We start from the raw sequence: 18,954 nt of genomic DNA on the forward strand, positions 1-18,954 counted from the left end.
GATGAAGCTGACGCGCAAGGTGAAGGACATCCTCTCCTGGTACGAGAGCGACAATCCCGGCACCAAGACGAACCTCGCCCGCATCCTGATGACCGGCAAGCTCGGCGGCTCGGGCCGCATGGTGATCCTGCCGGTGGACCAGGGCTTCGAGCACGGCCCGGCCCGCAGCTTCGCGCCCAACCCCGACGCCTATGACCCGCACTACCATTTCGAGCTGGCGATCGAGGCCGGGCTGAACGCCTATGCCGCGCCGCTCGGCCCGATCGAGGCCGGGGCCGCCACCTTCGCCGGCTGCATCCCGACCATCCTGAAGGTGAATTCCTCCAACAGCCTGTCCACGACGAAGGACCAGGCGGTGACGGCCTCTGTGGCCGACGCGCTGCGGCTGGGCTGCTCGGCCATCGGCTTCACCATCTATCCCGGTAGCGAGTACCAGTTCGAGATGATCGAGGAGCTGCGCGAGCTCGCCGAGGAGGCCAAGGCCGTCGGCCTCGCGGTGGTCGTGTGGTCCTATCCGCGCGGGCCGATGCTGGACAAGGTGGGCGAGACGGCGCTCGACATCGCCGCCTATGCCGCGCACATGGCGGCGCTGACGGGCGCGCACATCATCAAGGTGAAGCCGCCCACCGACGCGATCTTTCTCGAAGCCGCGAAGAAGACCTACGCCTCCTATCCGGTCGACGTGAAGGACCCGGCGGCACGCATCGCGCATATCGTGAAGGCCTGCTTCAACGGGCGGCGGCTGGTGGTGTTCTCGGGCGGCGAGGCCAAGGGCGCGGACGCGCTGCTGGACGAGGCGCGGGCGATCCATGCGGGCGGCGGCAACGGCTCGATCGTCGGCCGCAACGCCTTCCAGCGCCCGAAGGCCGAGGCGCTGAAGCTGCTGAACGACATCATCGAGGTGTACAAGACCAGGGCCTGATCCTTCGAGCCTGGTCCCGGGGCGACGGCTCCGGGGCCATGTCTTTTCGGCGCTGTGGCTTCGGCCCCTTCCGAAACGTCGCAGGCCCTGGTCCGGTAGATCCTCGGCCATGAACACGCCAGACCTCCTCCAGGCCGCTGCGATCGGCCTCGTCTTCCTCCTGGCCGGCGGGGTGAAGGGCCTCATCGGTCTCGGCCTGCCGACCATCGCCATGGCGCTCCTCACCCTGCTGCTGAGCCCGGCCCAGGCCGCGGCGCTGCTGCTGCTGCCCTCCATCGTCACCAACCTCGTGCAGATGGCGCCGGCCTCGTCCTCCTGGGCGCTGACGCGGCGCTTCTGGCCGATGCTGCTCGGCCTCTTCGTGGGGATCCTGGCCGGCGGCTGGCTCTGGGGCGGCTTCGGCGGGCGCTACGGCGCGCTGGTGCTGGGCATCGTGCTGGCGATCTACGGCGCCGTCGGCCTGGCGGCGTGGCGGCCGCGGCTGCCAGAGAGCTGGGGCCTCGCCATGGGACTCGCCACGGGCGGGCTGACCTCGGCGACGGGCATCTTCGTCATTCCCTCCGTGCCCTGGCTGCAAGCGCAGGGGCTCGGCAAGGACGAGCTGGTCCGCGCGCTGGGCGTGACCTTCACGGTGGCGACCATCGGGCTCGGCGTGCTGCTGGGGGGCACCGGCGACCTGCATTGGGGGCTGCTGGGCCAGTCGCTGGCGGCGCTGGTGCCGTCGCTGATCGGGCAGTCCATCGGCACGCGGCTGCGCGGCGCGATGTCGGAGGCGGTGTTCCGGCGCGTGTTCTTCGTGTCGCTGGTGGTGCTGGGCGCGGCGATTGCGCTGAAGGGGTAGTGGACAATCGCAATCGCCGATCGAGGGAAGAAGTAGTCGATATCTACCAATATTTTACATAATTATTCATATACATTATCCATCATTAAAATTCTTCGTATTTTTTCCTTGAAGGTAAGGAAAATAAATTTCTAATATCGAATATCAAAATATTCGAAGAGAGAATCATGTTTTGCTGCCTCCTTGAGATGTGGCGGGATCGGAAATCCGCAACCTCACAATCTTCACCAGATCCCATGAATCCCTCGGAAGCAAAAAAGGAATTCATCCTCGGCTTGCAGCGCGACGGCAGGTTGCTCTTGCGTGTTTTGGCCAGGCGCCCCGATCGCCCCATCGGCTATACTGCTTTGCCGAGCTCCAATCCGGACACGATTGCAGCCTACTCCATTCTTACGGACCCGTACGAATCCTTCGGGGACGATGATGCTAGTCATCTCGTGACATTGGTTGCCTGCGTCGATGATCTGAGCCGCCGCGTGGCCCCGGCTTCGGCCTCGTCCATTCGCTTGAGCAGCGCTTATCTGCAGATACCATTGGAAGATGGCGAGCCCTATCCCACTGACATCAGGACAAGAGCACGATTCATACGTTGCATGATGCATGGAATCATGACATTGGCCTTTGTCGTTACATTAATATCTATATTATTACTTGTTCACGTGGAAAACGGGCGAAGAATAAGCAGGCAAATGCAGACCGCCGACGATGAGGTCAGCCGTATCTATGAGGAGCTTGCCAAGCTGGATTCCAAAGCTTGGGTTCCTCTGGTGGACCCTGCGAACAATTTCGTTCCATATTGTGTGGATATAGGTTTCCTGGACGGAGAGGCGCGACGACTCGCGGAGGCATCCCCTCACAGGCAGCCAACGTCGACGGCCGAAGGTCTGCGGGCGGTCAACCTCTGCGGCGAACGCGAGCGCGCCGCACTGCGGCAACGATTGGTGCATCTCGATCTCACAGCGTGGAACTGCCGCAATTATCGGCTGTTCAGGCCTCTCCGATGGGGCGGAAACGCATGCCGGCCCGTGCCCGTATTGGCCTCAGGTGCCTCTTCCGCACTGTCCGCCGGCGAGTCTCCCGAGGTGGCGCGCCACCATTGGCTTCGGACGGAACTCCAGACGGCCGGATCCATCGCAACGCTGACCGGCTTCATCCTGCCACTGCTCATGGGCTGCATCGGCGGTTGTGCCTATGCACTCCGGCGGCTGGACCAGAAACTGTCGCGATGGGAACTCGAGTTCAACGACGGATCCCATTCCTGGCTGCGCGTACTCCTCGCGACGATGCTGGGCGGCCTGCTCGGTGTCATCTGGACCAGCAATCAGACAGTGCAGGTTGGCGGCGTCGAACTGACTCTGGCAGCAGCCGCTTTCTTTGTGGGCTTCTCGCTGGAAGTGGTCTTCACGCTGATCGAGACCATGGTCGACGGCGTTGCGGGCAAGCTGCGCGCACAGCCCATCAACCTCCAGGTTGCGCCGGCCATACAGATGCCGAAGAGGCCCACAACCGCATCGCCCGCCACCCCGCCGGCTGCGACGCCGCCCGCCAGCAGCGGTGGGACGCCAGCTTGATCGCTCCTCATAGAGGGGGAGCCGGAAAGTTCGGCTGAACGGCATTTCGCAGCCAGCCTTGCATCCGGGCAGGGCGCTCGCGCGTCCTGTCTCCATGATGCTCCGTGCGACGATCTGGCTGGCCTGCTGCGTTCCCATCCTGGCCGGCCTCGCCGGATGCCTGGCCGGGATCGCCTTCCTCGGCGCTGCCGGCCCGCCCGCGGCGGACAGCCATCTCCGCTACCTCTCGGGCCTGCTCCTCGGCATCGGGATCGGCTTCGCCTGGGCCGCCTTCGACCTCGAGCGGCGCGGCTGGGTCTTTGATATCCTCGCGCCGGTCGTGATCCTGGGCGGCCTCGCGCGCCTGCTCGGGCTGGTCTTCGCCGGCCCGCCGCCGCTGCCGCATGTGCTGGCGCTCGGGATGGAGCTGGGAGTGACGCCCGCGCTCTGGCTCTGGGTGCGGCGCACCATGTCCCCGGCCGAATAGGTGGCGCGGTTACTTGTTCGGCAAAGAAGTCGCCCGCCCTCCGCCGATAGCGGAAAGTAGCCCCGCAAGAAACAGATGGACGAGACCTCCTGCCACAGACAATATGCCCAGGAATTTTCATTCCCGCGGAGGAAGCGTCCCATGGACGACCAGCGGCAGGTACACACGGAAAAGCTGCTGCCCACGCCCGACGAGGTGGCGACGGAATATGCCCGCGGCCTGCAGCGCGACGGCCGCCTCCTCCTGCGCTTCGCCGCCCGCCGGCCGGACCGCCCGATCGGCCCCGCCGTGCCCACCGCGCCCAATGCCGCCGGCGACCACCTGGCCGCCTGGTCCATCCTCACCGCTGACCCCGCCGAGGTCGCACGCGACCAGGCGAAGCTCGCGACCCTCGTCTCCTGCGTGGACGACCTCAGCCGCCGGGCCGCGCCGGCCTCCGTCGCCACCATCCGCCTCAGCAGCGCCTATCTGCGCATCCCGCTGGAGGACAACGAGCCGCCGCCGGCCGTCGCCACCCGCGCCGCCACGCTCCGCCGCATCATGGACTGGATCACCATCATCGCGGTGGCGGCCACCGCCCTCGCCGTCCTGCTGCTGGCCCATGTGGATGACGGCCGTCGCGCCGTGCAGCAGCTCCAGGAGGTGCGGCGGGAGCTGGCCACCACCTATGGCGAGCTCGCCAAGCTGCCCGCCGGCGCCTGGACGACCGTGGAGGCTCCGGTCCAGGAGGGCGAGCGGCCCCTGACCAGGCTCTTCCCGTCCTTCTGCCCCGGCCAGGACGACGACCGCCGGCCCCTGCCCGGCCGCCACCCCTCGGCGGCCGAGAGCTCCGGCGCGCAGGCCGCGGCGCTGTGCAGCCAATGGTCCCAGGCGGCGCTGCGCGAAGAGCTGATCTTCCAGCGGCTGGCCGCCTGGAACCAGCGGACGCACTGGCTCGTGCTCGGCGGCATCGTCGATATCGCCTGCGGCTGGATCTACGGCGCGGCGGAATGCACGGCCCTGCCGGCGGCCTCGGACGACGACAAGATGCCGCGCCACTGGCAGCGCACCGAGATCCGCACGGCCGGCGCCATCTCCGTGCTGACGGGCTTCGTGCTGCCGCTGCTGCTGGGCTGCGTCGGCGGCTGCGCCTATGCGCTGCGGCGGCTCGACCAGAAGCTCTCCGACTGGACGCTGGAGTTCCATGACGGCTCGCACGCCATGCTGCGCATCCTGCTGGCCACCATGCTGGGCGGGCTGCTGGGCGTGCTCTGGACGGGCAACGAGCCGGTGCAGATGGGCGGCTTCACGCTGAGCCTGGGGGCGGCGGCCTTCTTCGTGGGCTTCTCGCTCGAGGTGGTCTTCACGGTGATCGAGGCGATGGTGGACGGGGTCGCGGGCAAGCTGCGCGCGCAAGCGGCCGCGCCGGCCCGGCAGGGAGGCTGACGCCGCTCCGCGGCAGCATCGCCAGCGCCGCTCCGCGGCAGCATCGCCAGCGCCGCTCCGCGGCAGGGAATAGCCTTCCCAAAGGCGGCTTTGCGGGCGATGAAGGGCGATGGACGACCGCTGCCGCCTCTACCTCATCACGCCGCCCGTGCTGCCGCAGGGCTTTCCGGACCTGCTGGCGCAGGCGCTGGACGCCGGCGACGTGGCCTGTCTCCAGCTCCGGCTGAAGGACGCGCCGGAGGACGAGATCAGGCGCGCCGTCGAGACCCTGCTGCCCATCGCCCAGGCGCGCGAGGTGGCCTTCATCCTCAACGACGACGCGAAGCTGGCCGCCGCCACCGGCTGCGACGGCGTGCATCTGGGCCAGACCGACGGCGACCATGCCGGCGCGCGAAAGCTGCTCCAGGACAAGATTCTCGGGATCACCTGCCACGCCTCGCGCCATCTCGCGATGGAGGCAGGCGAGCTCGGCGCCGACTACGTGGCCTTCGGCGCCTTCTTCCCGACCTCCACCAAGGAGGCCACGCACCAGGCAGATCCGGAAATCCTGGAGTGGTGGAGCGAGATGATGGAGGTGCCCTCGGTCGCGATCGGCGGCATCACCCCGGTGAATTGCGGGGCTCTGGTGCGGGCGGGCGCCGATTTCCTCGCCGTCGTCGGCGCTGTGTGGAACCATTCCGAGGGGCCTGCCGCCGGAGTGCGCGCGATGAACGCGGCCATCGGCGAGGCCCTGGGAGGGCTCGAACGTGGAGCTTGAGTTCGAGACGGCCGACGTCTTCACGGAGCGCCGCTTCGCCGGCAATCCGCTGGGCCTCGTCTTCGGCGCCGAGGAGCTGGAGACGGAGGTCCTGCAGGACGTCGCGCGCGAGCTCGGCCTGCCCGAGACCGTCTTCGTCCTGCCCGCCGAGGCGGAGGGCGCCGACATCCGCCTGCGCATCTTCACCCCCGCGATCGAGCTGCCCTTCGCCGGCCATCCGAGCGTCGGCGCCGCGGTGATGCTGGCGCGCCGGCTGAGGCATGCCGGCGAGACCCTGATCCTGGAGGAAGCGGCCGGCCTCGTCCCCGCGCGCCTCACGCGGGACAGCGCTGGCGTGCCGGTCGCGGCCGAGATCGAGGCCCCCCTGCCCTTCGCCATCGGCGCGGCGCTGGACCGCGCCGCCGTCGCCGCCTGCGCCGCCCTGCCGGAGGAGGCCATCCACGTGAACGGGCACCCGCCGCTGCTGGCCGGGTGTGGCGCCGCCTTCGCCATCGCCGAGGTCGAGGATGCGGACCTGCTCTCCGCCGCGATGCCCGACCTGGCCGCCATGGCCCGCTACCTGCCCGGCCTGCCCACGCCGCCGATCGGGCTGCTGCTGCACACGCCGCTCGGCATCGGGCGGCGGCGGGTGCGCATGTTCGCGCCCCTCAGCGGCATCGTGGAGGATCCCGCGACGGGTGCCGCGAACATCGCGCTCGCGGGCCTGCTGCTGCACCTGGCCGGCGGCAGTGCGCTGTTGCTGGAGGTGGAGCAGGGCATCGAGATGGGCCGGCCGAGCCAGCTCCACCTCGCCGCGCAGCGCGAGGCGGACGGCGCGATCCGCGTACGGGTCGGCGGCGGCGTGGTGGCGGTCTCGCGCGGCTTCATCACGATATGATGGAAGAGTGGGACGTCCACCGGGCGCTGCATCGGCCGGGCGTCCTGCTCGACATCGGCGCGCATGACGGGCTGCTGACCCTCCCCTTCGCGCGGCTGCCCGATTCGCAGGTGCATGCCTTCGAGCCGCTGCCCTCGGCGATGGCGCGGCTACGGGCGAACCTCGCGGCGGAGTTCGGCGGCATCCCGCCGAACGTCACGCTGCACGCCGAGGCGCTGGGCGCGGCGCCGGGCGAGGCGGTGCTGACCCTGCCGGTGCTGGACGGCGTGAAGCAGGAGCAATGGGCCAGCATAGCCAAGGACTACGCCGAGCACGCCAGCGTCACCACGGAGGCGCATAGGGTGAAGGTCGTCATGCTCGACAGCCTGGGCCTGCGCGGCGTCACCGCCGTCAAGCTCGACGCCGAGGGCGCGGAGCAGGAGGTGCTGGAGGGCTCGCGCGACACGCTGACGCGGTCCCGCCCCATCCTTTCCGTCGAGATCGAGGAGCGCCACCGCGCCGGCAGCACGCGCGACGTGCCGGCCTTGCTGGCCGCGCTCGGCTACGGGGGCTGGTACTGGCATGCGGGCTGGCATCCGCTGGCCGATTTCGATCCCGCGACCATGCAGGTCGCGAGCTCCGATCCCGCCGTCTTCGGGGCCTCGGATCCCTATGTCTTCAGCTTCTACTTCTTCCCGGAGGAGACCGCGGCGGCCTGCCTCGCCCGCCTCCGCGCCGTCGCATGACAGCAATCTTTCGGGCCCCGCTTGCCGAGGGGGCGGCACATGGCTAAGAACCCGCCCACACCGGAGTGTAGCTCAGCCTGGTAGAGCACTGTGTTCGGGACGCAGGGGCCGGAGGTTCGAATCCTCTCACTCCGATATTCTCCCGCCGGGCCCTACGCCTTGAAGACGTAGCGCCGCGACAGCCCGAAATTGATGAACATGCCCGCCAGCGATCCCGCCGCCACGCCGATCACGGGATAGGCAGCCACGACCTCCGTCCCCGCGACCAGCGCCGCGTAGGTCCCGTAATTCGCCACGAAGCCCACGAGGTTCAGCAGCACGAAGCGCCCCCACTGCGCCGCCACCGGCGCCTCGCGCGAGGCGTGGCGAAACGTCCAGGCGCGGTTGAGCGCGAAGGTCGTGCTCGCCGCCGCCAGATAGGACACCACGCGCCCGGCATAGGGGCCGAGCCCCAGCCAGAGCATCGCCGTCAGCACGCCCGCATCCACCAGGAAGCCGGCCACGCCCACCACGCCGAAGCGCAGGAACTGCAGGATCGTCACTCGCATGGGCGCGCTTTTCTCCAGGGGCCATGGCGCAATTGCGGCCGGAATGCCCCTATGCTGCGCCGCGACGGGAAGGAACACCCATGATCGGTCTGATCGGCCTCGGACAGATGGGCGGCGCCATGCTCCGTCGCCTGCGCGCGCAGGGCCAGCCGGTGCTGGCCTTCGACCTCGATCCCCGCCTGCGCCGGGCGGCCGCCGGGGCGGGCGCCGTCGCCGTCGATTCGCCCGCCGGCGTCACCGCCGCCGTGGTGCTGCTGACCCTGCCGCAGGCGGCGGCGGTGAGCGCCGTGCTCGACGAGTTGCTGCCCGTCCTGCCGCCCGGCGCCGTCATCGCCGACACCTCCACGCTGGAGCCCGTCGCCGCCAGGGGCTTCGCCGCCGATGCGGCGCGGGTCGGCATCGCCTATCTCGACGCGCCGGTCTCCGGCGGCCCGGCCGGAGCGGAATCCGGAAAGCTCGCGATGATGGTGGGCGGCGACGCCGCGGCGCTGGAGCGCGCCACGCCGCTGCTCTCGCTGATCGCCGCGCGGATCGTGCGTGTCGGCGAATCCGGCGCGGGCCAGGTGGCCAAGCTCGCGAACAACCTGCTGGTGGCGACCCATCTCGCCGCCGCGGCCGAGGCGCTGCGCATGGCCGACGCGGCCGGCGTGCCGCCCGCCGCCCTTCTTCCGGTGATCAACGCCGCCTCCGGCCGCTCGGCCGCGACCGAGGTGAACTGGCCGCGCTGGATCGAGACCGGCGCCTTCGATTCGGGCTTCACCGCCGGGCTGATGCGCAAGGACGTGCGGCTGGCCCTCGGCCTCGCTGCGGAGGCGGGAATGCCGCTGTCCGTCTGCGCCGCCGCTGCCGAGGCCTGGGAAACCTCGCCCGTCGCCGACGCCGAGGAGTTCAACCGCGTCGCCGCCGCCATCTTCGGAGAGCGACCCGGCTGAACCGGGCCCGGAGCTCGCGCAGACGCCCGGCCGCTCCTCGGGGCGGCGGGGCTGGCGGAATACGTGCAGGTGAAGGCCGTATGGGTGGAGACACGGGCCGATCCCCTGCTAGGATTCGGCCACAGACCTTCGGGAGACTTTCGGAAATGATCCAAAGACGTCACGTCCTGGCGGGCGCAGGCGCACTCGGCGCTGCCTCCCTGGCCGGACCGGCCCTGTCGCAGCCGGCCAATGCGCGGGTGATCCGCCACATCCCGCACGCCAACCTCTCGACCATCGACCCCTTCTGGTCCTCGGCCTTCATCGTCCGCAACCATGGCTATCTGGTCTATGACCAGCTCTACGGGCTGGACAACGACTTCAAGCCGCAGCCGCAGATGGTCGCGGGGCACACGGTCGAGAACGATGGCCTCCTGTGGAAGTTCACGCTGCGCCCCAACCTGCGCTTCCACGACAACGAGCCGGTGCGCGGCCGCGACGTGGTCGCCTCCATCCGCCGCTGGGCCCGGCGCGACGCCTTCGGCCAGCGCCTGCTGACGCAGACGGTGGAGATGCGCGCGCCCAGCGACACCACCTTCGAGATCCAGCTCAACAAGCCCTTCCCGAAGATGATCGACGCCTTCGCGAAGATCACCACGCCCTGCCTCTTCGTGATGCCCGAGCGCGTCGCGCAGACCGACCCCTTCCAGCAGATCACCGACGTGACCGGCAGCGGCCCCTACCGCTTCGTCCGCGGCGAGTGGAACCCGGGCAGCAAGGCGGTCTACGAGAAGTTCGCGGGCTACGTGCCCCTGCCCAGCGGCGCGGCGCAGCAGACGGCCGGCCCGAAGGTCGCCAATTTCGAGCGCGTCGAGTGGCAGATCATCTCCGACTTCTCGACCGCGGCCGCGGCCCTGCAATCGGGCGAGACCGACTGGTGGGAGCAGCCGACCGGCGACTTCCTCCCGCTGCTCGGCCGCAACCGCAACCTCAAGGTCGAGGTCGCCGATGTCCTCGGCCTCATCGCCATCATCCGGCCGAACCACCTGACCGAGCCCTTCAACAACCCGGCCGTCCGCCGCGCCGTCATCACCGCGATCAACCAGCTCGACATCATGACGCCGGTGATCGGCAACACCGAGCTGATCCGCGAGAATGTGGGCTTCTTCGCCCCCGCCTCGCCGCTCGCCTCCGATGTCGGCCTCGACCGCTTCAAGAAGTCGGTCGACCTGGCGCGGCGCGAGCTGCAGGCGGCAGGCGCGATGGGCTCCAAGCTGGTGCTGATGAACGCGACCGACCTCGCCTCCATCAACGCCTCCACCCTCGTCGTCGCCGACACCTTCCAGCGGATGGGCTTCAACGTGGACTACGCCGCGACCGACTGGGGCACCGTGCTGCAGCGCCGCGCCACCAAGAACCCGCTGGAGCAGGGCGGCTGGTCGGCCTTCTGCACCTTCTGGTCCGCCTTCGACCATTGGACGCCGGCCGGCCACAACGCCATCCGCGGCAACGGCGCCGAGGCCTGGCCGGGCTGGCCCACCATCCCCGAGCTGGAGGCCAAGCGCGACGAATGGTTCGACGCGCCGAACCTCGCGGCCGAGCAGGCGGCGACGCGCGACATGCAGCGCATCGCCTTCGACCAGGTGCCCTACATGCCGACGGGCCAGTACTTCCAGCCGACGGCCTATCGCGCGAACCTCACGGGCGTGCTGCGCGGGCCGCCGCTGTTCCACAACGTCCGGCGGAGCTGACGCCGGAGGTCAGGGAATCCGGGGCGGCGGAAAACCGACCGCCCCCCGCAACATCCCCACCCGCGCGGCGTTGCCGGGATGCGCGCCGGGTGGAGGCCGTCTGCCCGGGCTGGGGATCAACCAGAGGAAATGCGGAACGGTGCGTACAGAATTCGCGCACTGGATCGTCGAGTCCTGTTCTTGGCCTGGACACTTTTGGGCCGGAATTCCAATAAGCGGAGGCCGGGGCCGCGTAAATCTCAAATATTCTTCCCCGTGCCAAGAATGATCGGGGGCAGATCATTGCCACGGGATGTGATAGTCTGCCCGGCTGCATTTGCTGGACATGTGATGGCCTCTGCATCTCCACCCGGCGCCATCGCCCGACCCCGCGGGGAAACGCCGTCGTGAGCGAGACGCCCTTGCTGGAGACCGACCTCGGCACGGCCCGGATTCTCGTCGTCGACGACGAGCGCGCGATCGTGGAGGCCCTGACCTGCTACCTGGCCCGGCTGGGCCTCCAGGCCGAAGGCGCCCACGGCGCCGAGGAGGCGAAGGCCCGCATCGCCGCCGACCCGTCGATCTGCGTCGTCGTCTCGGATATCTCCATGCCCGGCAAGACGGGGCTCGACCTCGCCGCCGAGCTGCTGGCCCAGCGCGAGGAATCCCGCGCGCTAGAGGTCATCATGATCACGGGCTTCGCCGACACCGACACCGCGATCGCCGCCATGCGGGCCCAGGCCTTCGACCTCGTGCGCAAGCCTTTCCGCTTCGCCGAGATCGCCGAGGTGGTGAAACGCGCCGCCCAGTCGGCGCTGGCCCGCCGCGCCCGGGCCGCGCGGGAAGCGGAGATCCACCACCGCAGCCGCCTCGCCGAGGAGGAGCGCCAGGGCCTGCTGCGGCGCCTCGTCGAATCCGAGCACGGGCTGCAGCACACCCGCACAGCGCTCGAGCAGAGCGAGCGTGCCCGCTACAACCTGCTGGCCATCGTCTCGCACGAGCTGCGCTCGCCCCTCATCCCCATCATCGGCTTCTCCGAGGTGATCGCGAACTCGCCCGGCCTGCCGCCGGAGGAGCTGCGCGAATACGCCAACCTCATCCGCGCCGCGGGCGACAGCCTGCTGAAGCTGATCGAGGTGGCGCTCGACGTGGTGGCGCTGCAGGACGGCCAGGGGCTGGGGCCGGCGGCCTCGGACTGGGCCACCTCCATCGCGCAGCGCGTGCGCGCCGCCCTCGCCGAGGCCGCGCGGGCCCGGCAGGTCACGGTCTGGCCGGAGGGCGCGCACGACGTGCAGGTCCATGGCGACCTCCATCGCATCGAGCGCGCACTGCTCCAGCTCGTCGACAACGCGATCAAGGCCTCGCCGGTGGGCGGGAGCGTGCGGCTGCGCTGGGAGCCGCATGGCCCGCACTGGACGCGCTTCGAGGTGGTGGACCAGGGGCCGGGCATCCCCGGGGAAATCCTGGCGCAGCTCGGCACGCCCTTCCTGCAGAAGGACATGTCGCACAGCCGCGGCTGGGCCGGGGCGGGGCTCGGCCTGGCGCTGGCGCGGCGCGTGGCGGAGGCGCATGGGGGGGAGCTCTGGCTGTCTACGCTGCCGGAAGGCGGCAGCCAGGCGAGCCTGCTGGTGCCGACCGGGGCGGTGGGCTGAGTCCTGAGGAGGGCTTTGCCCTCCCCGTTGCCTCCCCTTCGAGGCCAACCCACTCACCAGGGAACATGTTCCCTGGACCCTCATCACTCCGCCGTCAGGCCCATCCGGGGAATCAGCGCCGACCAGCGGCGGGAATCCTCCTCCAGCGCGGCGACGACCGCGGCGCTGCCCAGGAAATCCGGATCGAAGTCGCGCTCCATCAGCAACGACCGGAAGGCCGGGTCCTCCATGGCCTTGCGCGCGGCCTCCTCGAGCCGCGCCAGGATTGGCGCCGGCGTGCGCACCGGGGCGGCCATGATGTACCAGAGCTCGGCCGCATAGCCGGGGATCACCTCCGATATCGCGGGCAGGTCCGGCCAGTTCCGGGCGCGGCGCGCGGCGATGCTGGCCAATGCGCGGATCTTTCCCTCGCGGATCAAGGCTTCCACGGAGCTGGCGGAGGCGAACATCACCTCCACCTCGCCGGTCAGCAGTCCCGTGACTGAAAGCCCGGTGCCGCGATAGGCGACGTGGGTGATCCGGGTGCCGGCCATGTCGTCAAAGAGCGCGGCGGCCAGATGCTGCTGGGTGCCCGCGCCCGGCGTGCCATGGTTGAATTTTCCCGGGTTCGCGCGGACGAGCGCAATGAATTCCTGCAGGTCGCGCGCGGGCATCGAGGGATTCACGACGAGCAGCATGGGCGTGCTGGCGAAGCGCGCGATGTGCGCGAAGTCGGTGCGCCAGTCGAAGCCGGGATTGCGGAACAGCAGGTTGCTCATGACGATGCTGTTGCCGGTGAAGATCAGGTTGTACCCGTCCGCTGGCGACTGGGCGATGTTCTGCCGCCCGATATTGCCGCCGGCGCCGCCGCGGTTCTCGACCACGATGGTCTGGCGGAGCTGCTCGCCGAGCCCGCGCGCCACAAGGCGGCCCAGATTGTCGGTGCCGCCGGCGGGGGTATAGGGCACGACCATGCGAATGGCATGGTCGGGATAGACCGGCTGCGCGCGGAGCGCAGCAGGTGCCGCCGCCAGCCCGGCCGCCAGGGACGGCAGGGCCCGGCGGGCGAGCGGCGATGGCGCGACGGGCCGCATGAACGTTTCTCCTCAAATCGCGGCCCTTCGGGCCGTCGTTCGGTCAGGTGTTCAGGCGGCGGGCAGGACCGCTTCAGTCGGCGGTGATGCCCAGCCGCGGGATCAGCGGGGCCCAGCGGCGGTTGTCCTCTTCCAGCGCCTGGGTAAGCGCGGCGCTGCCGAGGAATTCGGGGTCGAAGCCGCGCTCCATCAGCACGTTCTGGAAGGCGCGGTCCTCCATGGCCTTGCGCGCGGCCTCCTCGAGGCGCGCCACGATCGGCGCCGGCGTGCGCGCGGGGGCCGCCATGGTGTACCAGAGCTCGGCCGCGTAGCCGGGCAGCGCCTCCGATATCGCGGGCAGGTCCGGCCAGGCGCGGGCGCGGCGCGCGGCCGTGTTGGCGAGCGCGCGGATCTTGCCCTCGCGGATAAGCTGCTCGACCGCGCTGACCGAGGCGAACATGACCTCCACCTCGCCGGCAACGAGCGCCGTGACTGAAGGCGCCGTGCCGCGATAGGGAACGTGGGTGATCTGCGTGCCCGCCATGTCGTCGAAGAGCGCGGCGGCGAGGTGTTGCGAGGTGCCGGCGCCCGGCGTGCCGTGGTTGTACTTTCCGGGGTTGGCGCGGACGAGGGCGATGAACTCCTGCAGGTTGCGCGCGGGCATCGCGGGGTTCACGACGAGCAGCATCGGCGTGCTGGCGAAGCGGGCGATGTGCACGAAGTCGGCGCGCCAGTCGAAGCCGGGGCTGCGGAACAGCACGTTGCTGATGGCGATGCCGTTGCCCGTGAAGAGCAGGTTGTAGCCGTCGGCCGGCGACTGCGCGACGTTCTGCGAACCGATGTTACCGCCGGCGCCGCCGCGGTTCTCGATCACCACGGTCTGGCCAAGCTGCTCGCCCAGGGCACGGGCGACGAGGCGGCCGAGATTGTCGGTGCCGCCGCCGGGCGTGTAGGGCACGACCATGCGGATCGACTTGTCGGGATAGTTGCCCTGCGCCCGCAGCGCGGCGGGCACGGCGGCCAGGCCGGCAGCAAGCGGAAGCAGCGCCCGGCGGGCGAGCGGAAGGGGTGCGGCGTGCCGCATGAAACGTTTCTCCTCGAAACCCGGCCTTCGGGCCGGGGGCTAGTTAGTTCTTCAGGCGACGACACCGCGGCGGGGGGCGGTGGCGAGCACGCCAGCCTCCTCCAGCGCGGTGATTTCTTCCCGGGTCAGGCCGGCCTCGGCGAGGACGGCATGGTTGTCCTGGCCCAGCGTGTGGCAATTGCCGCGGATGGCGAGTGGGCGGTGGGATAGCCGGAAGGGAATGCCCTTGGCGGGCTTGCCGTCCGGGCTGCGGAGGACGGCGGTGCCCTTGGCGAAGTCCTCGGCCGCGGCGAGGGCCGCGCCGTCGCGCACGGGGGCGCTGCCGCCGGGCCATTCGGCGCGCCAGCCGCCCTGCCCGTCCGGCACCACGCGGTCGGCCGGCTCCAGCGGGTCGGCATTGCCCAGGCGTGCCGACGGGTTGCCGGCGGCGGCGGCGATCAACTCCTCGCCCATCAGGAAGGTGGTGAGTTCGCGCTGCGAGAGGTCGAGATGCGCGCCCTCCCCCGTGCGGTCGCGCTCCAGCAGGGCGGCGATGATCGCACCCGAGGCGAAGAGGCAGACCACCTGGTCCGGATAGTTCACGTCGCGGCCGGTGATGACGGGCGTCTCGCCGGAGCCGGTCAGGGCCGCCATGCCGCCCGTGGCCTCCAGCGTCGAGCCGAAGGAGACCATGTCGCGGTCCGGCCCGTCCTCGCCCTGGCTGGAGATGCTGGCGATGACCAGGCGCGGGAACTTTTTCCGGAGGGTGGCGGCGTCGAGGCCCCATTGGGCGAGGACGCCGCGGCGGTAGTTCTCCACCAGCACATCCGCCGTTTCCAGCAGGCGCAGCAGCGCCTCCTTCCCGCGGGGATCCTTCAGGTCCAGGCAGACCGAGCGCTTGCCGCGGTTGGTGAAGGCGAACCAGGGCGACTGGTTCCACCAGTCGGTGCCGTTCTGCGCGCCGTCCCAATTGCGGAAGGGGTCGACGGCGCCGGGGCCCTCCAGCTTCATGACCTCGGCGCCGAGGTCGCAGAGCAGCGCGGAGGAGGCGGCGCCGGCGGTGAGCCAGCCAAGATCGACGATGCGGATGCCGGCGAGCGGCAACGCGGTCTTCGTGTCGGCCTGCGGGGGCGAGACGGGATCAAGCGGCATCGGCAGCCTCCAGGGTGACGCGGCGGCCGTTCCAGCCGATGGGCAGGGCCGGCATGCCGTCGGGCCCGATGAAGCCGCGGGCCTTGTTCTGGGCGTCGGTCAGCAGCTCCGCCGGCCACTTCACGGGGCCGACCGGCACGCGGTTGGCCTGCGCAGCGGCGGTGACCTCGGCGCGGGTGCGCGCGGCAAACCAGGGCCCGAGGATCGCCAGGAAATCCGCGCGGTATTTGCGGCGGCCGGCGGCGGTGCCGAAGCGCTCGTCCTCCAGGCGGGGATCGCCCACCGCCTTGCGCAGGCCGGGCCAGTCCTTCTCCTGATAGACCAGTGCGACATGCCCGTCCCGGGCCGGGACGGTGTACCAGTCGGCGCGGTCGCCGCCGCGCACGGGGGAGCTGCCGAGCACCAGGACGCCCGCCGCCACCTTCCAGTTCAGCCAGGTCGCGACGTCGAGCAGCGAGACGTCGACGGTCTCCTCGCCGCCGGCCCGCAGTGCGGCCAGGATGCCCGTGCAGGCCGCGAGACCGGCCGCGTAAGCCGCCTGGTGCCCCGCGAGGCGCGCGGGCGGGCCCTCGGGCTCGCCAACGATGCCGAGCAGGCCGGAGAGCGCCAGCAGGCCGAGCTCGCTCATGTCAACGTCCTCGCCGGGGCCGAAGACGGAGATGCGAGCCTTGATCGGAACCTCGGCGGCGTGCGCGGCCAAGGTGTCGCTGTCGCCGATCGCCACGTCGAAGCGGCCTGCCGCCGCACCCGGCCGCTTGCCGAGATTCAGGAAGCGGTCGAGCGCCGAGCCCCCGCCCGGCAGCAGCGGTGCCGCATCCGCCAGCGGCTCGCCGCCCTCCGGCACCGGCCGCACGACCTCGGCGCCGTAGGAGGCACAGAGCCGCGCCGCCAGCGAGGCGGCCAGCCCATGCGGCCGCTGGGCGCAGAGCGCGCCCAGATCCAGCACGCGGCGTCCGGCGAGCGGCGCGGCCATGCTCAGCCCTGCCCCGGGTTCTTGATGCCGGCGGCGAAGCGCGCATTGCCCTCCGCCTGCGCCGTGGTCTTCGAGCGGATGGTGAGGTTCACCATCTGGCCGTGATCCATCGCCTCCTGCCAGTCGGTGATGAAGGCGGGGATGCGGTCCAGCGCCTTCTTGCTCTCGGCCAGCGCCACGGCGTCGAACTGCGCGAGCTGCGCCGCGATCTCGCCGGCGCGCGGCAGGAGTCGGTCGGGCTCGACGCACTCGTTCACCATGCCCCAGCGCTCGGCCGTCGCGCCGTCGATACGGTTGGTGGTGAGCACCAGCCAGGCCGCCTGCTTGCGCGTGATGCCCGAGAGCTGCGCCGCCGGACCGGCCATGCCGGGATACGTCGAGAAGCCCATCTCCGGGCAGCCGATGCTGGCCTTGGTGCTGGCCACCGCGAGATCGCAGACATTGATCAGCGTCGAGCCGCCGCCGAGCGCGATGCCGTTCACCGCGGCGATGAAGATCGAGGGATGCGCGCGGATCGCCATGTTGACCGCGATCCACTCCTCGCCCGCGCCCTCGATGCCGGCGACGCGATCCACCTCGCGCTCCTTCAGGTCCATCCCCGCGCAGAAGCTGCCGCCCGTGCCGGTGATGACGATGGCCTTAGCCACGCCGCGCAGCTCCTCGAAGGCCTTGAGCAGGCCCTGCCGGCTCTCGCGGTTCATCGAGTTGCGCTTCGCCTCGCGGTCGATGCGCAGCTCGGCCCAGCCCTCGTGCCGGGTGACGACGATGGGTCCGCTCATGCTGCAGGTCCGAACTGGGGGAGGACAAAGCCGTCGGGGCCGCCCGGGAACCGGACGGCGACCTTCATGCCGATCTTGGCGTCGGCGGCCGTCATGCCGTCGAGGTTGGTGAGGAGGTAGGGCCCCTCCTCCAGCTTCACCATCGCCACGGGGTAGGGCAGCTCGTCCTTCATCCCCGGGAAGTAGCTCTGGTGGAACACGACGAAGGACCAGATCTCGCCCTTGCCGGAGGCGCCGACCCACTCCCAGTCCGGCCGGCCCGTGAAGGGCGAGACCGGCGCGGGCGGGAAGAAGCACTTCCCGGTCGCGGTGCAGCGCTGGAGGATCAGGTGCCCGTCCTTGCACGCGTCCCAGAAGGGGCGGTTCCAGTTGTCGACGAGGGGCTTGGGGCGTGTCGCGAGGCTCATGCGCCCCTCCGCAGGATCAGGCTCTGGGCGATGTTGGTGGCGCAGATGTACTGCATGGCCTGGACGTCCGGGATCTGCCGCTCGCCGCAATCGTCACGCAGCTGGCGCACGCATTCGGCGATGATGCCCCAGCCCTGCATGTAGCTGTCCGACAGATGGCCGCCGGAGGTGTTGGTCGGCCAGCGGCCGCCGAGGCGCAGCGTGCCATCCTTCACGAAGTTCCCGGCCTCGCCCTGCGGGCAGAAGCCGAGGCCCTCCAGGCTGAGCAGCACGGTGGGGGAAAAGTTGTCGTAGATGCCGAGGCCCTGGATGTCCTCCCGCCCGATGCCGGCGCGGTCATAGACCGAGCGCGTGGCTGACAGGTTGGGGTACCAGAGGTCGTCGGCCGGGCCGCTGCCGTAGTGGAAGGCGTCCTGCCGCGCATAGCCCGAGAGCAGCACCGGCGGGCGCTTCATGTCCTTGGCGCGCTCGGCCGTGGTCATGATCCAGGCGACGGCGCCGTCGTTGATGAGGCAGTAGTCCAGCAGCTTCAGCGGCTCGCAGATCGGGCGCGCCTTGGCGTGGTCCTCGAGGGTGATGGGCTTGCCGTGCATGACCGCGTCGGGGTTCAGGCAGGCGTGGTCCCGAAAAGCCTTGGAGACGTGGCCGAGATCGGCATGCGTCGTGCCGAACTGGTGCATGTGGCGCTGCCACATCATGGCGTGGATGGCGCCCGGGCTGGTCATGCCCCAGGGCGACCACTGGCTGTCGCCGCCGCCATACATCATCCGCACCGAGCGGCCGTTGTTGCCGTAGACCAGCGCCACGCACTTGGCCGCGCCGCTGTGAATGGCCTGCGCCGCCAGCGCCAGCGAGACGCCGGAGAAACGGCCGGGCGCCTCCGTCAGCAGGCAGTACTGCGGGTTGATCCCCATCATCTCCGCGAAGCGCTCGTAGGTGGGGATGCGGTTGACGATGAGGCCGTCGATATCGGAGGGCTTGAGGCCGGCATCGTCCAGCGCTGAATTCAGCGCCTCGCAGCCCAGCCCGTAGCTGTCGGTCTCGGGGAAATTGCCGAAGCGGCTGGTGCCGATGCCGGCGAAGGCGACCTTGTCGCGCATCGC

Annotated in this window: 19 protein-coding genes and 1 tRNA gene; 12 read left to right on the plus strand and 8 right to left on the minus strand. The window is 70.1% G+C overall.

What is annotated here, in order from left to right; translation table 11 throughout:
* Position 1: 1 nt before the first annotated feature.
* The 9 genes from AC1ROY_RS30480 (at position 2) to AC1ROY_RS30520 (ending at position 7,719) form a co-directional block, all read left to right on the plus strand.
* Positions 2-922, plus strand: coding sequence for a class I fructose-bisphosphate aldolase (locus AC1ROY_RS30480; RefSeq protein WP_493152706.1), 921 nt, complete (start codon positions 2-4; stop codon positions 920-922).
* Positions 923-1,031: 109 nt separating this feature from the next.
* The gene (locus AC1ROY_RS30485) at positions 1,032-1,763 is read left to right on the plus strand and encodes a sulfite exporter TauE/SafE family protein (RefSeq protein WP_493152707.1); all 732 of its coding nucleotides are present in this window, start codon (positions 1,032-1,034) and stop codon (positions 1,761-1,763) included.
* Positions 1,764-1,999: 236 nt separating this feature from the next.
* Positions 2,000-3,334 (plus strand): hypothetical protein, encoded by a 1,335-nt coding sequence (locus tag AC1ROY_RS30490; protein ID WP_493152708.1) that lies wholly within the window; start codon positions 2,000-2,002, stop codon positions 3,332-3,334.
* A 94-nt stretch (positions 3,335-3,428) separates the two neighbouring features.
* Complete coding sequence (locus tag AC1ROY_RS30495) at positions 3,429-3,800, plus strand: DUF4345 domain-containing protein (RefSeq protein ID WP_493152709.1); 372 nt, start codon at positions 3,429-3,431, stop codon at positions 3,798-3,800.
* A gap of 141 nt (positions 3,801-3,941) precedes the next feature.
* Positions 3,942-5,225 carry a hypothetical protein gene (locus tag AC1ROY_RS30500; protein WP_493152710.1) on the plus strand — a complete coding sequence of 428 codons (1,284 nt, stop codon included), beginning with the start codon at positions 3,942-3,944 and terminating at the stop codon, positions 5,223-5,225.
* Between the two features lie 109 nt (positions 5,226-5,334).
* Positions 5,335-5,982: a thiamine phosphate synthase gene (gene thiE, locus AC1ROY_RS30505; protein WP_493152711.1), complete on the plus strand. Its 648-nt coding sequence runs from the start codon at positions 5,335-5,337 to the stop codon at positions 5,980-5,982.
* Positions 5,972-6,859, plus strand: a complete 888-nt coding sequence (locus AC1ROY_RS30510; protein WP_493152712.1) for a PhzF family phenazine biosynthesis protein — start codon at positions 5,972-5,974, stop codon at positions 6,857-6,859. The genes thiE and AC1ROY_RS30510 overlap by 11 nt, the downstream gene beginning before the upstream one ends.
* Positions 6,856-7,584 carry an FkbM family methyltransferase gene (locus AC1ROY_RS30515; protein WP_493152713.1) on the plus strand — a complete coding sequence of 243 codons (729 nt, stop codon included), beginning with the start codon at positions 6,856-6,858 and terminating at the stop codon, positions 7,582-7,584. The genes AC1ROY_RS30510 and AC1ROY_RS30515 overlap by 4 nt, the downstream gene beginning before the upstream one ends.
* A 61-nt stretch (positions 7,585-7,645) precedes the next feature.
* A tRNA-Pro gene (locus AC1ROY_RS30520) sits at positions 7,646-7,719 on the plus strand.
* 17 nt (positions 7,720-7,736) lie between these two features.
* On the opposite strand, the gene AC1ROY_RS30525 is transcribed toward AC1ROY_RS30520, so the two are convergent.
* Positions 7,737-8,132: a GtrA family protein gene (locus AC1ROY_RS30525; RefSeq protein ID WP_493152714.1), complete on the minus strand. Its 396-nt coding sequence runs from the start codon at positions 8,130-8,132 to the stop codon at positions 7,737-7,739.
* Positions 8,133-8,212: 80 nt separating this feature from the next.
* Between AC1ROY_RS30525 and AC1ROY_RS30530 the strand changes: the two genes are divergently transcribed.
* From AC1ROY_RS30530 to AC1ROY_RS30540, 3 genes are all read left to right on the plus strand, one after another.
* The gene (locus AC1ROY_RS30530) at positions 8,213-9,064 is read left to right on the plus strand and encodes an NAD(P)-dependent oxidoreductase (protein WP_493152715.1); all 852 of its coding nucleotides are present in this window, start codon (positions 8,213-8,215) and stop codon (positions 9,062-9,064) included.
* Between the two features lie 149 nt (positions 9,065-9,213).
* On the plus strand, positions 9,214-10,794 hold the full coding sequence (locus AC1ROY_RS30535; RefSeq protein ID WP_493152750.1) for an ABC transporter substrate-binding protein: 1,581 nt from the start codon (positions 9,214-9,216) through the stop codon (positions 10,792-10,794).
* A gap of 386 nt (positions 10,795-11,180) precedes the next feature.
* Complete coding sequence (locus AC1ROY_RS30540) at positions 11,181-12,425, plus strand: sensor histidine kinase (RefSeq protein WP_493152716.1); 1,245 nt, start codon at positions 11,181-11,183, stop codon at positions 12,423-12,425.
* Between the two features lie 83 nt (positions 12,426-12,508).
* Here AC1ROY_RS30540 and AC1ROY_RS30545 read toward each other — a convergent pair whose 3' ends face one another.
* The 7 genes from AC1ROY_RS30545 to AC1ROY_RS30575 all read right to left on the minus strand — a co-directional run bounded on the left by AC1ROY_RS30545 (position 12,509) and on the right by AC1ROY_RS30575 (position 18,951).
* On the minus strand, positions 12,509-13,498 hold the full coding sequence (locus AC1ROY_RS30545; RefSeq protein ID WP_493152717.1) for a Bug family tripartite tricarboxylate transporter substrate binding protein: 990 nt from the start codon (positions 13,496-13,498) through the stop codon (positions 12,509-12,511).
* A gap of 73 nt (positions 13,499-13,571) precedes the next feature.
* Positions 13,572-14,561 (minus strand): Bug family tripartite tricarboxylate transporter substrate binding protein, encoded by a 990-nt coding sequence (locus tag AC1ROY_RS30550; protein WP_493152718.1) that lies wholly within the window; start codon positions 14,559-14,561, stop codon positions 13,572-13,574.
* Between the two features lie 51 nt (positions 14,562-14,612).
* Positions 14,613-15,692: a CaiB/BaiF CoA transferase family protein gene (locus AC1ROY_RS30555; RefSeq protein ID WP_493152719.1), complete on the minus strand. Its 1,080-nt coding sequence runs from the start codon at positions 15,690-15,692 to the stop codon at positions 14,613-14,615.
* On the minus strand, positions 15,682-16,665 hold the full coding sequence (locus AC1ROY_RS30560) for a CoA transferase (protein ID WP_493152720.1): 984 nt from the start codon (positions 16,663-16,665) through the stop codon (positions 15,682-15,684). Before AC1ROY_RS30560 ends, AC1ROY_RS30555 begins: the two co-directional genes overlap by 11 nt.
* Before the next feature lie 2 nt (positions 16,666-16,667).
* Positions 16,668-17,444 (minus strand): enoyl-CoA hydratase/isomerase family protein, encoded by a 777-nt coding sequence (locus tag AC1ROY_RS30565; RefSeq protein ID WP_493152721.1) that lies wholly within the window; start codon positions 17,442-17,444, stop codon positions 16,668-16,670.
* Positions 17,441-17,851 carry a Zn-ribbon domain-containing OB-fold protein gene (locus AC1ROY_RS30570; RefSeq protein WP_493152722.1) on the minus strand — a complete coding sequence of 137 codons (411 nt, stop codon included), beginning with the start codon at positions 17,849-17,851 and terminating at the stop codon, positions 17,441-17,443. The genes AC1ROY_RS30565 and AC1ROY_RS30570 overlap by 4 nt, the downstream gene beginning before the upstream one ends.
* Complete coding sequence (locus tag AC1ROY_RS30575; protein ID WP_493152723.1) at positions 17,848-18,951, minus strand: thiolase family protein; 1,104 nt, start codon at positions 18,949-18,951, stop codon at positions 17,848-17,850. Before AC1ROY_RS30575 ends, AC1ROY_RS30570 begins: the two co-directional genes overlap by 4 nt.
* Between the last annotated feature and the right edge of the window lie 3 nt (positions 18,952-18,954).

It is taken from the genome of Roseococcus sp. GW821-FHT12F05 (assembly GCF_058806835.1).

Bases quoted from the DNA above. Each gene is read 5' to 3' on its own strand.
- AC1ROY_RS30550 (WP_493152718.1), bottom strand. From the start codon at position 14,561: ATGCGGCACGCCGCACCCCTTCCGCTCGCCCGCCGGGCGCTGCTTCCG.
- AC1ROY_RS30485 (WP_493152707.1), top strand. From the start codon at position 1,032: ATGAACACGCCAGACCTCCTCCAGGCCGCTGCGATCGGCCTCGTCTTC.
- AC1ROY_RS30495 (WP_493152709.1), top strand. From the start codon at position 3,429: ATGATGCTCCGTGCGACGATCTGGCTGGCCTGCTGCGTTCCCATCCTG.
- AC1ROY_RS30555 (WP_493152719.1), bottom strand. From the start codon at position 15,692: ATGCCGCTTGATCCCGTCTCGCCCCCGCAGGCCGACACGAAGACCGCG.
- AC1ROY_RS30480 (WP_493152706.1), top strand. From the start codon at position 2: ATGAAGCTGACGCGCAAGGTGAAGGACATCCTCTCCTGGTACGAGAGC.
- AC1ROY_RS30565 (WP_493152721.1), bottom strand. From the start codon at position 17,444: ATGAGCGGACCCATCGTCGTCACCCGGCACGAGGGCTGGGCCGAGCTG.
- AC1ROY_RS30525 (WP_493152714.1), bottom strand. From the start codon at position 8,132: ATGCGAGTGACGATCCTGCAGTTCCTGCGCTTCGGCGTGGTGGGCGTG.
- thiE (WP_493152711.1), top strand. From the start codon at position 5,335: ATGGACGACCGCTGCCGCCTCTACCTCATCACGCCGCCCGTGCTGCCG.
- AC1ROY_RS30575 (WP_493152723.1), bottom strand. From the start codon at position 18,951: ATGCGCGACAAGGTCGCCTTCGCCGGCATCGGCACCAGCCGCTTCGGC.
- AC1ROY_RS30545 (WP_493152717.1), bottom strand. From the start codon at position 13,498: ATGCGGCCCGTCGCGCCATCGCCGCTCGCCCGCCGGGCCCTGCCGTCC.
- AC1ROY_RS30490 (WP_493152708.1), top strand. From the start codon at position 2,000: ATGAATCCCTCGGAAGCAAAAAAGGAATTCATCCTCGGCTTGCAGCGC.
- AC1ROY_RS30530 (WP_493152715.1), top strand. From the start codon at position 8,213: ATGATCGGTCTGATCGGCCTCGGACAGATGGGCGGCGCCATGCTCCGT.
- AC1ROY_RS30515 (WP_493152713.1), top strand. From the start codon at position 6,856: ATGATGGAAGAGTGGGACGTCCACCGGGCGCTGCATCGGCCGGGCGTC.
- AC1ROY_RS30570 (WP_493152722.1), bottom strand. From the start codon at position 17,851: ATGAGCCTCGCGACACGCCCCAAGCCCCTCGTCGACAACTGGAACCGC.
- AC1ROY_RS30500 (WP_493152710.1), top strand. From the start codon at position 3,942: ATGGACGACCAGCGGCAGGTACACACGGAAAAGCTGCTGCCCACGCCC.
- AC1ROY_RS30560 (WP_493152720.1), bottom strand. From the start codon at position 16,665: ATGGCCGCGCCGCTCGCCGGACGCCGCGTGCTGGATCTGGGCGCGCTC.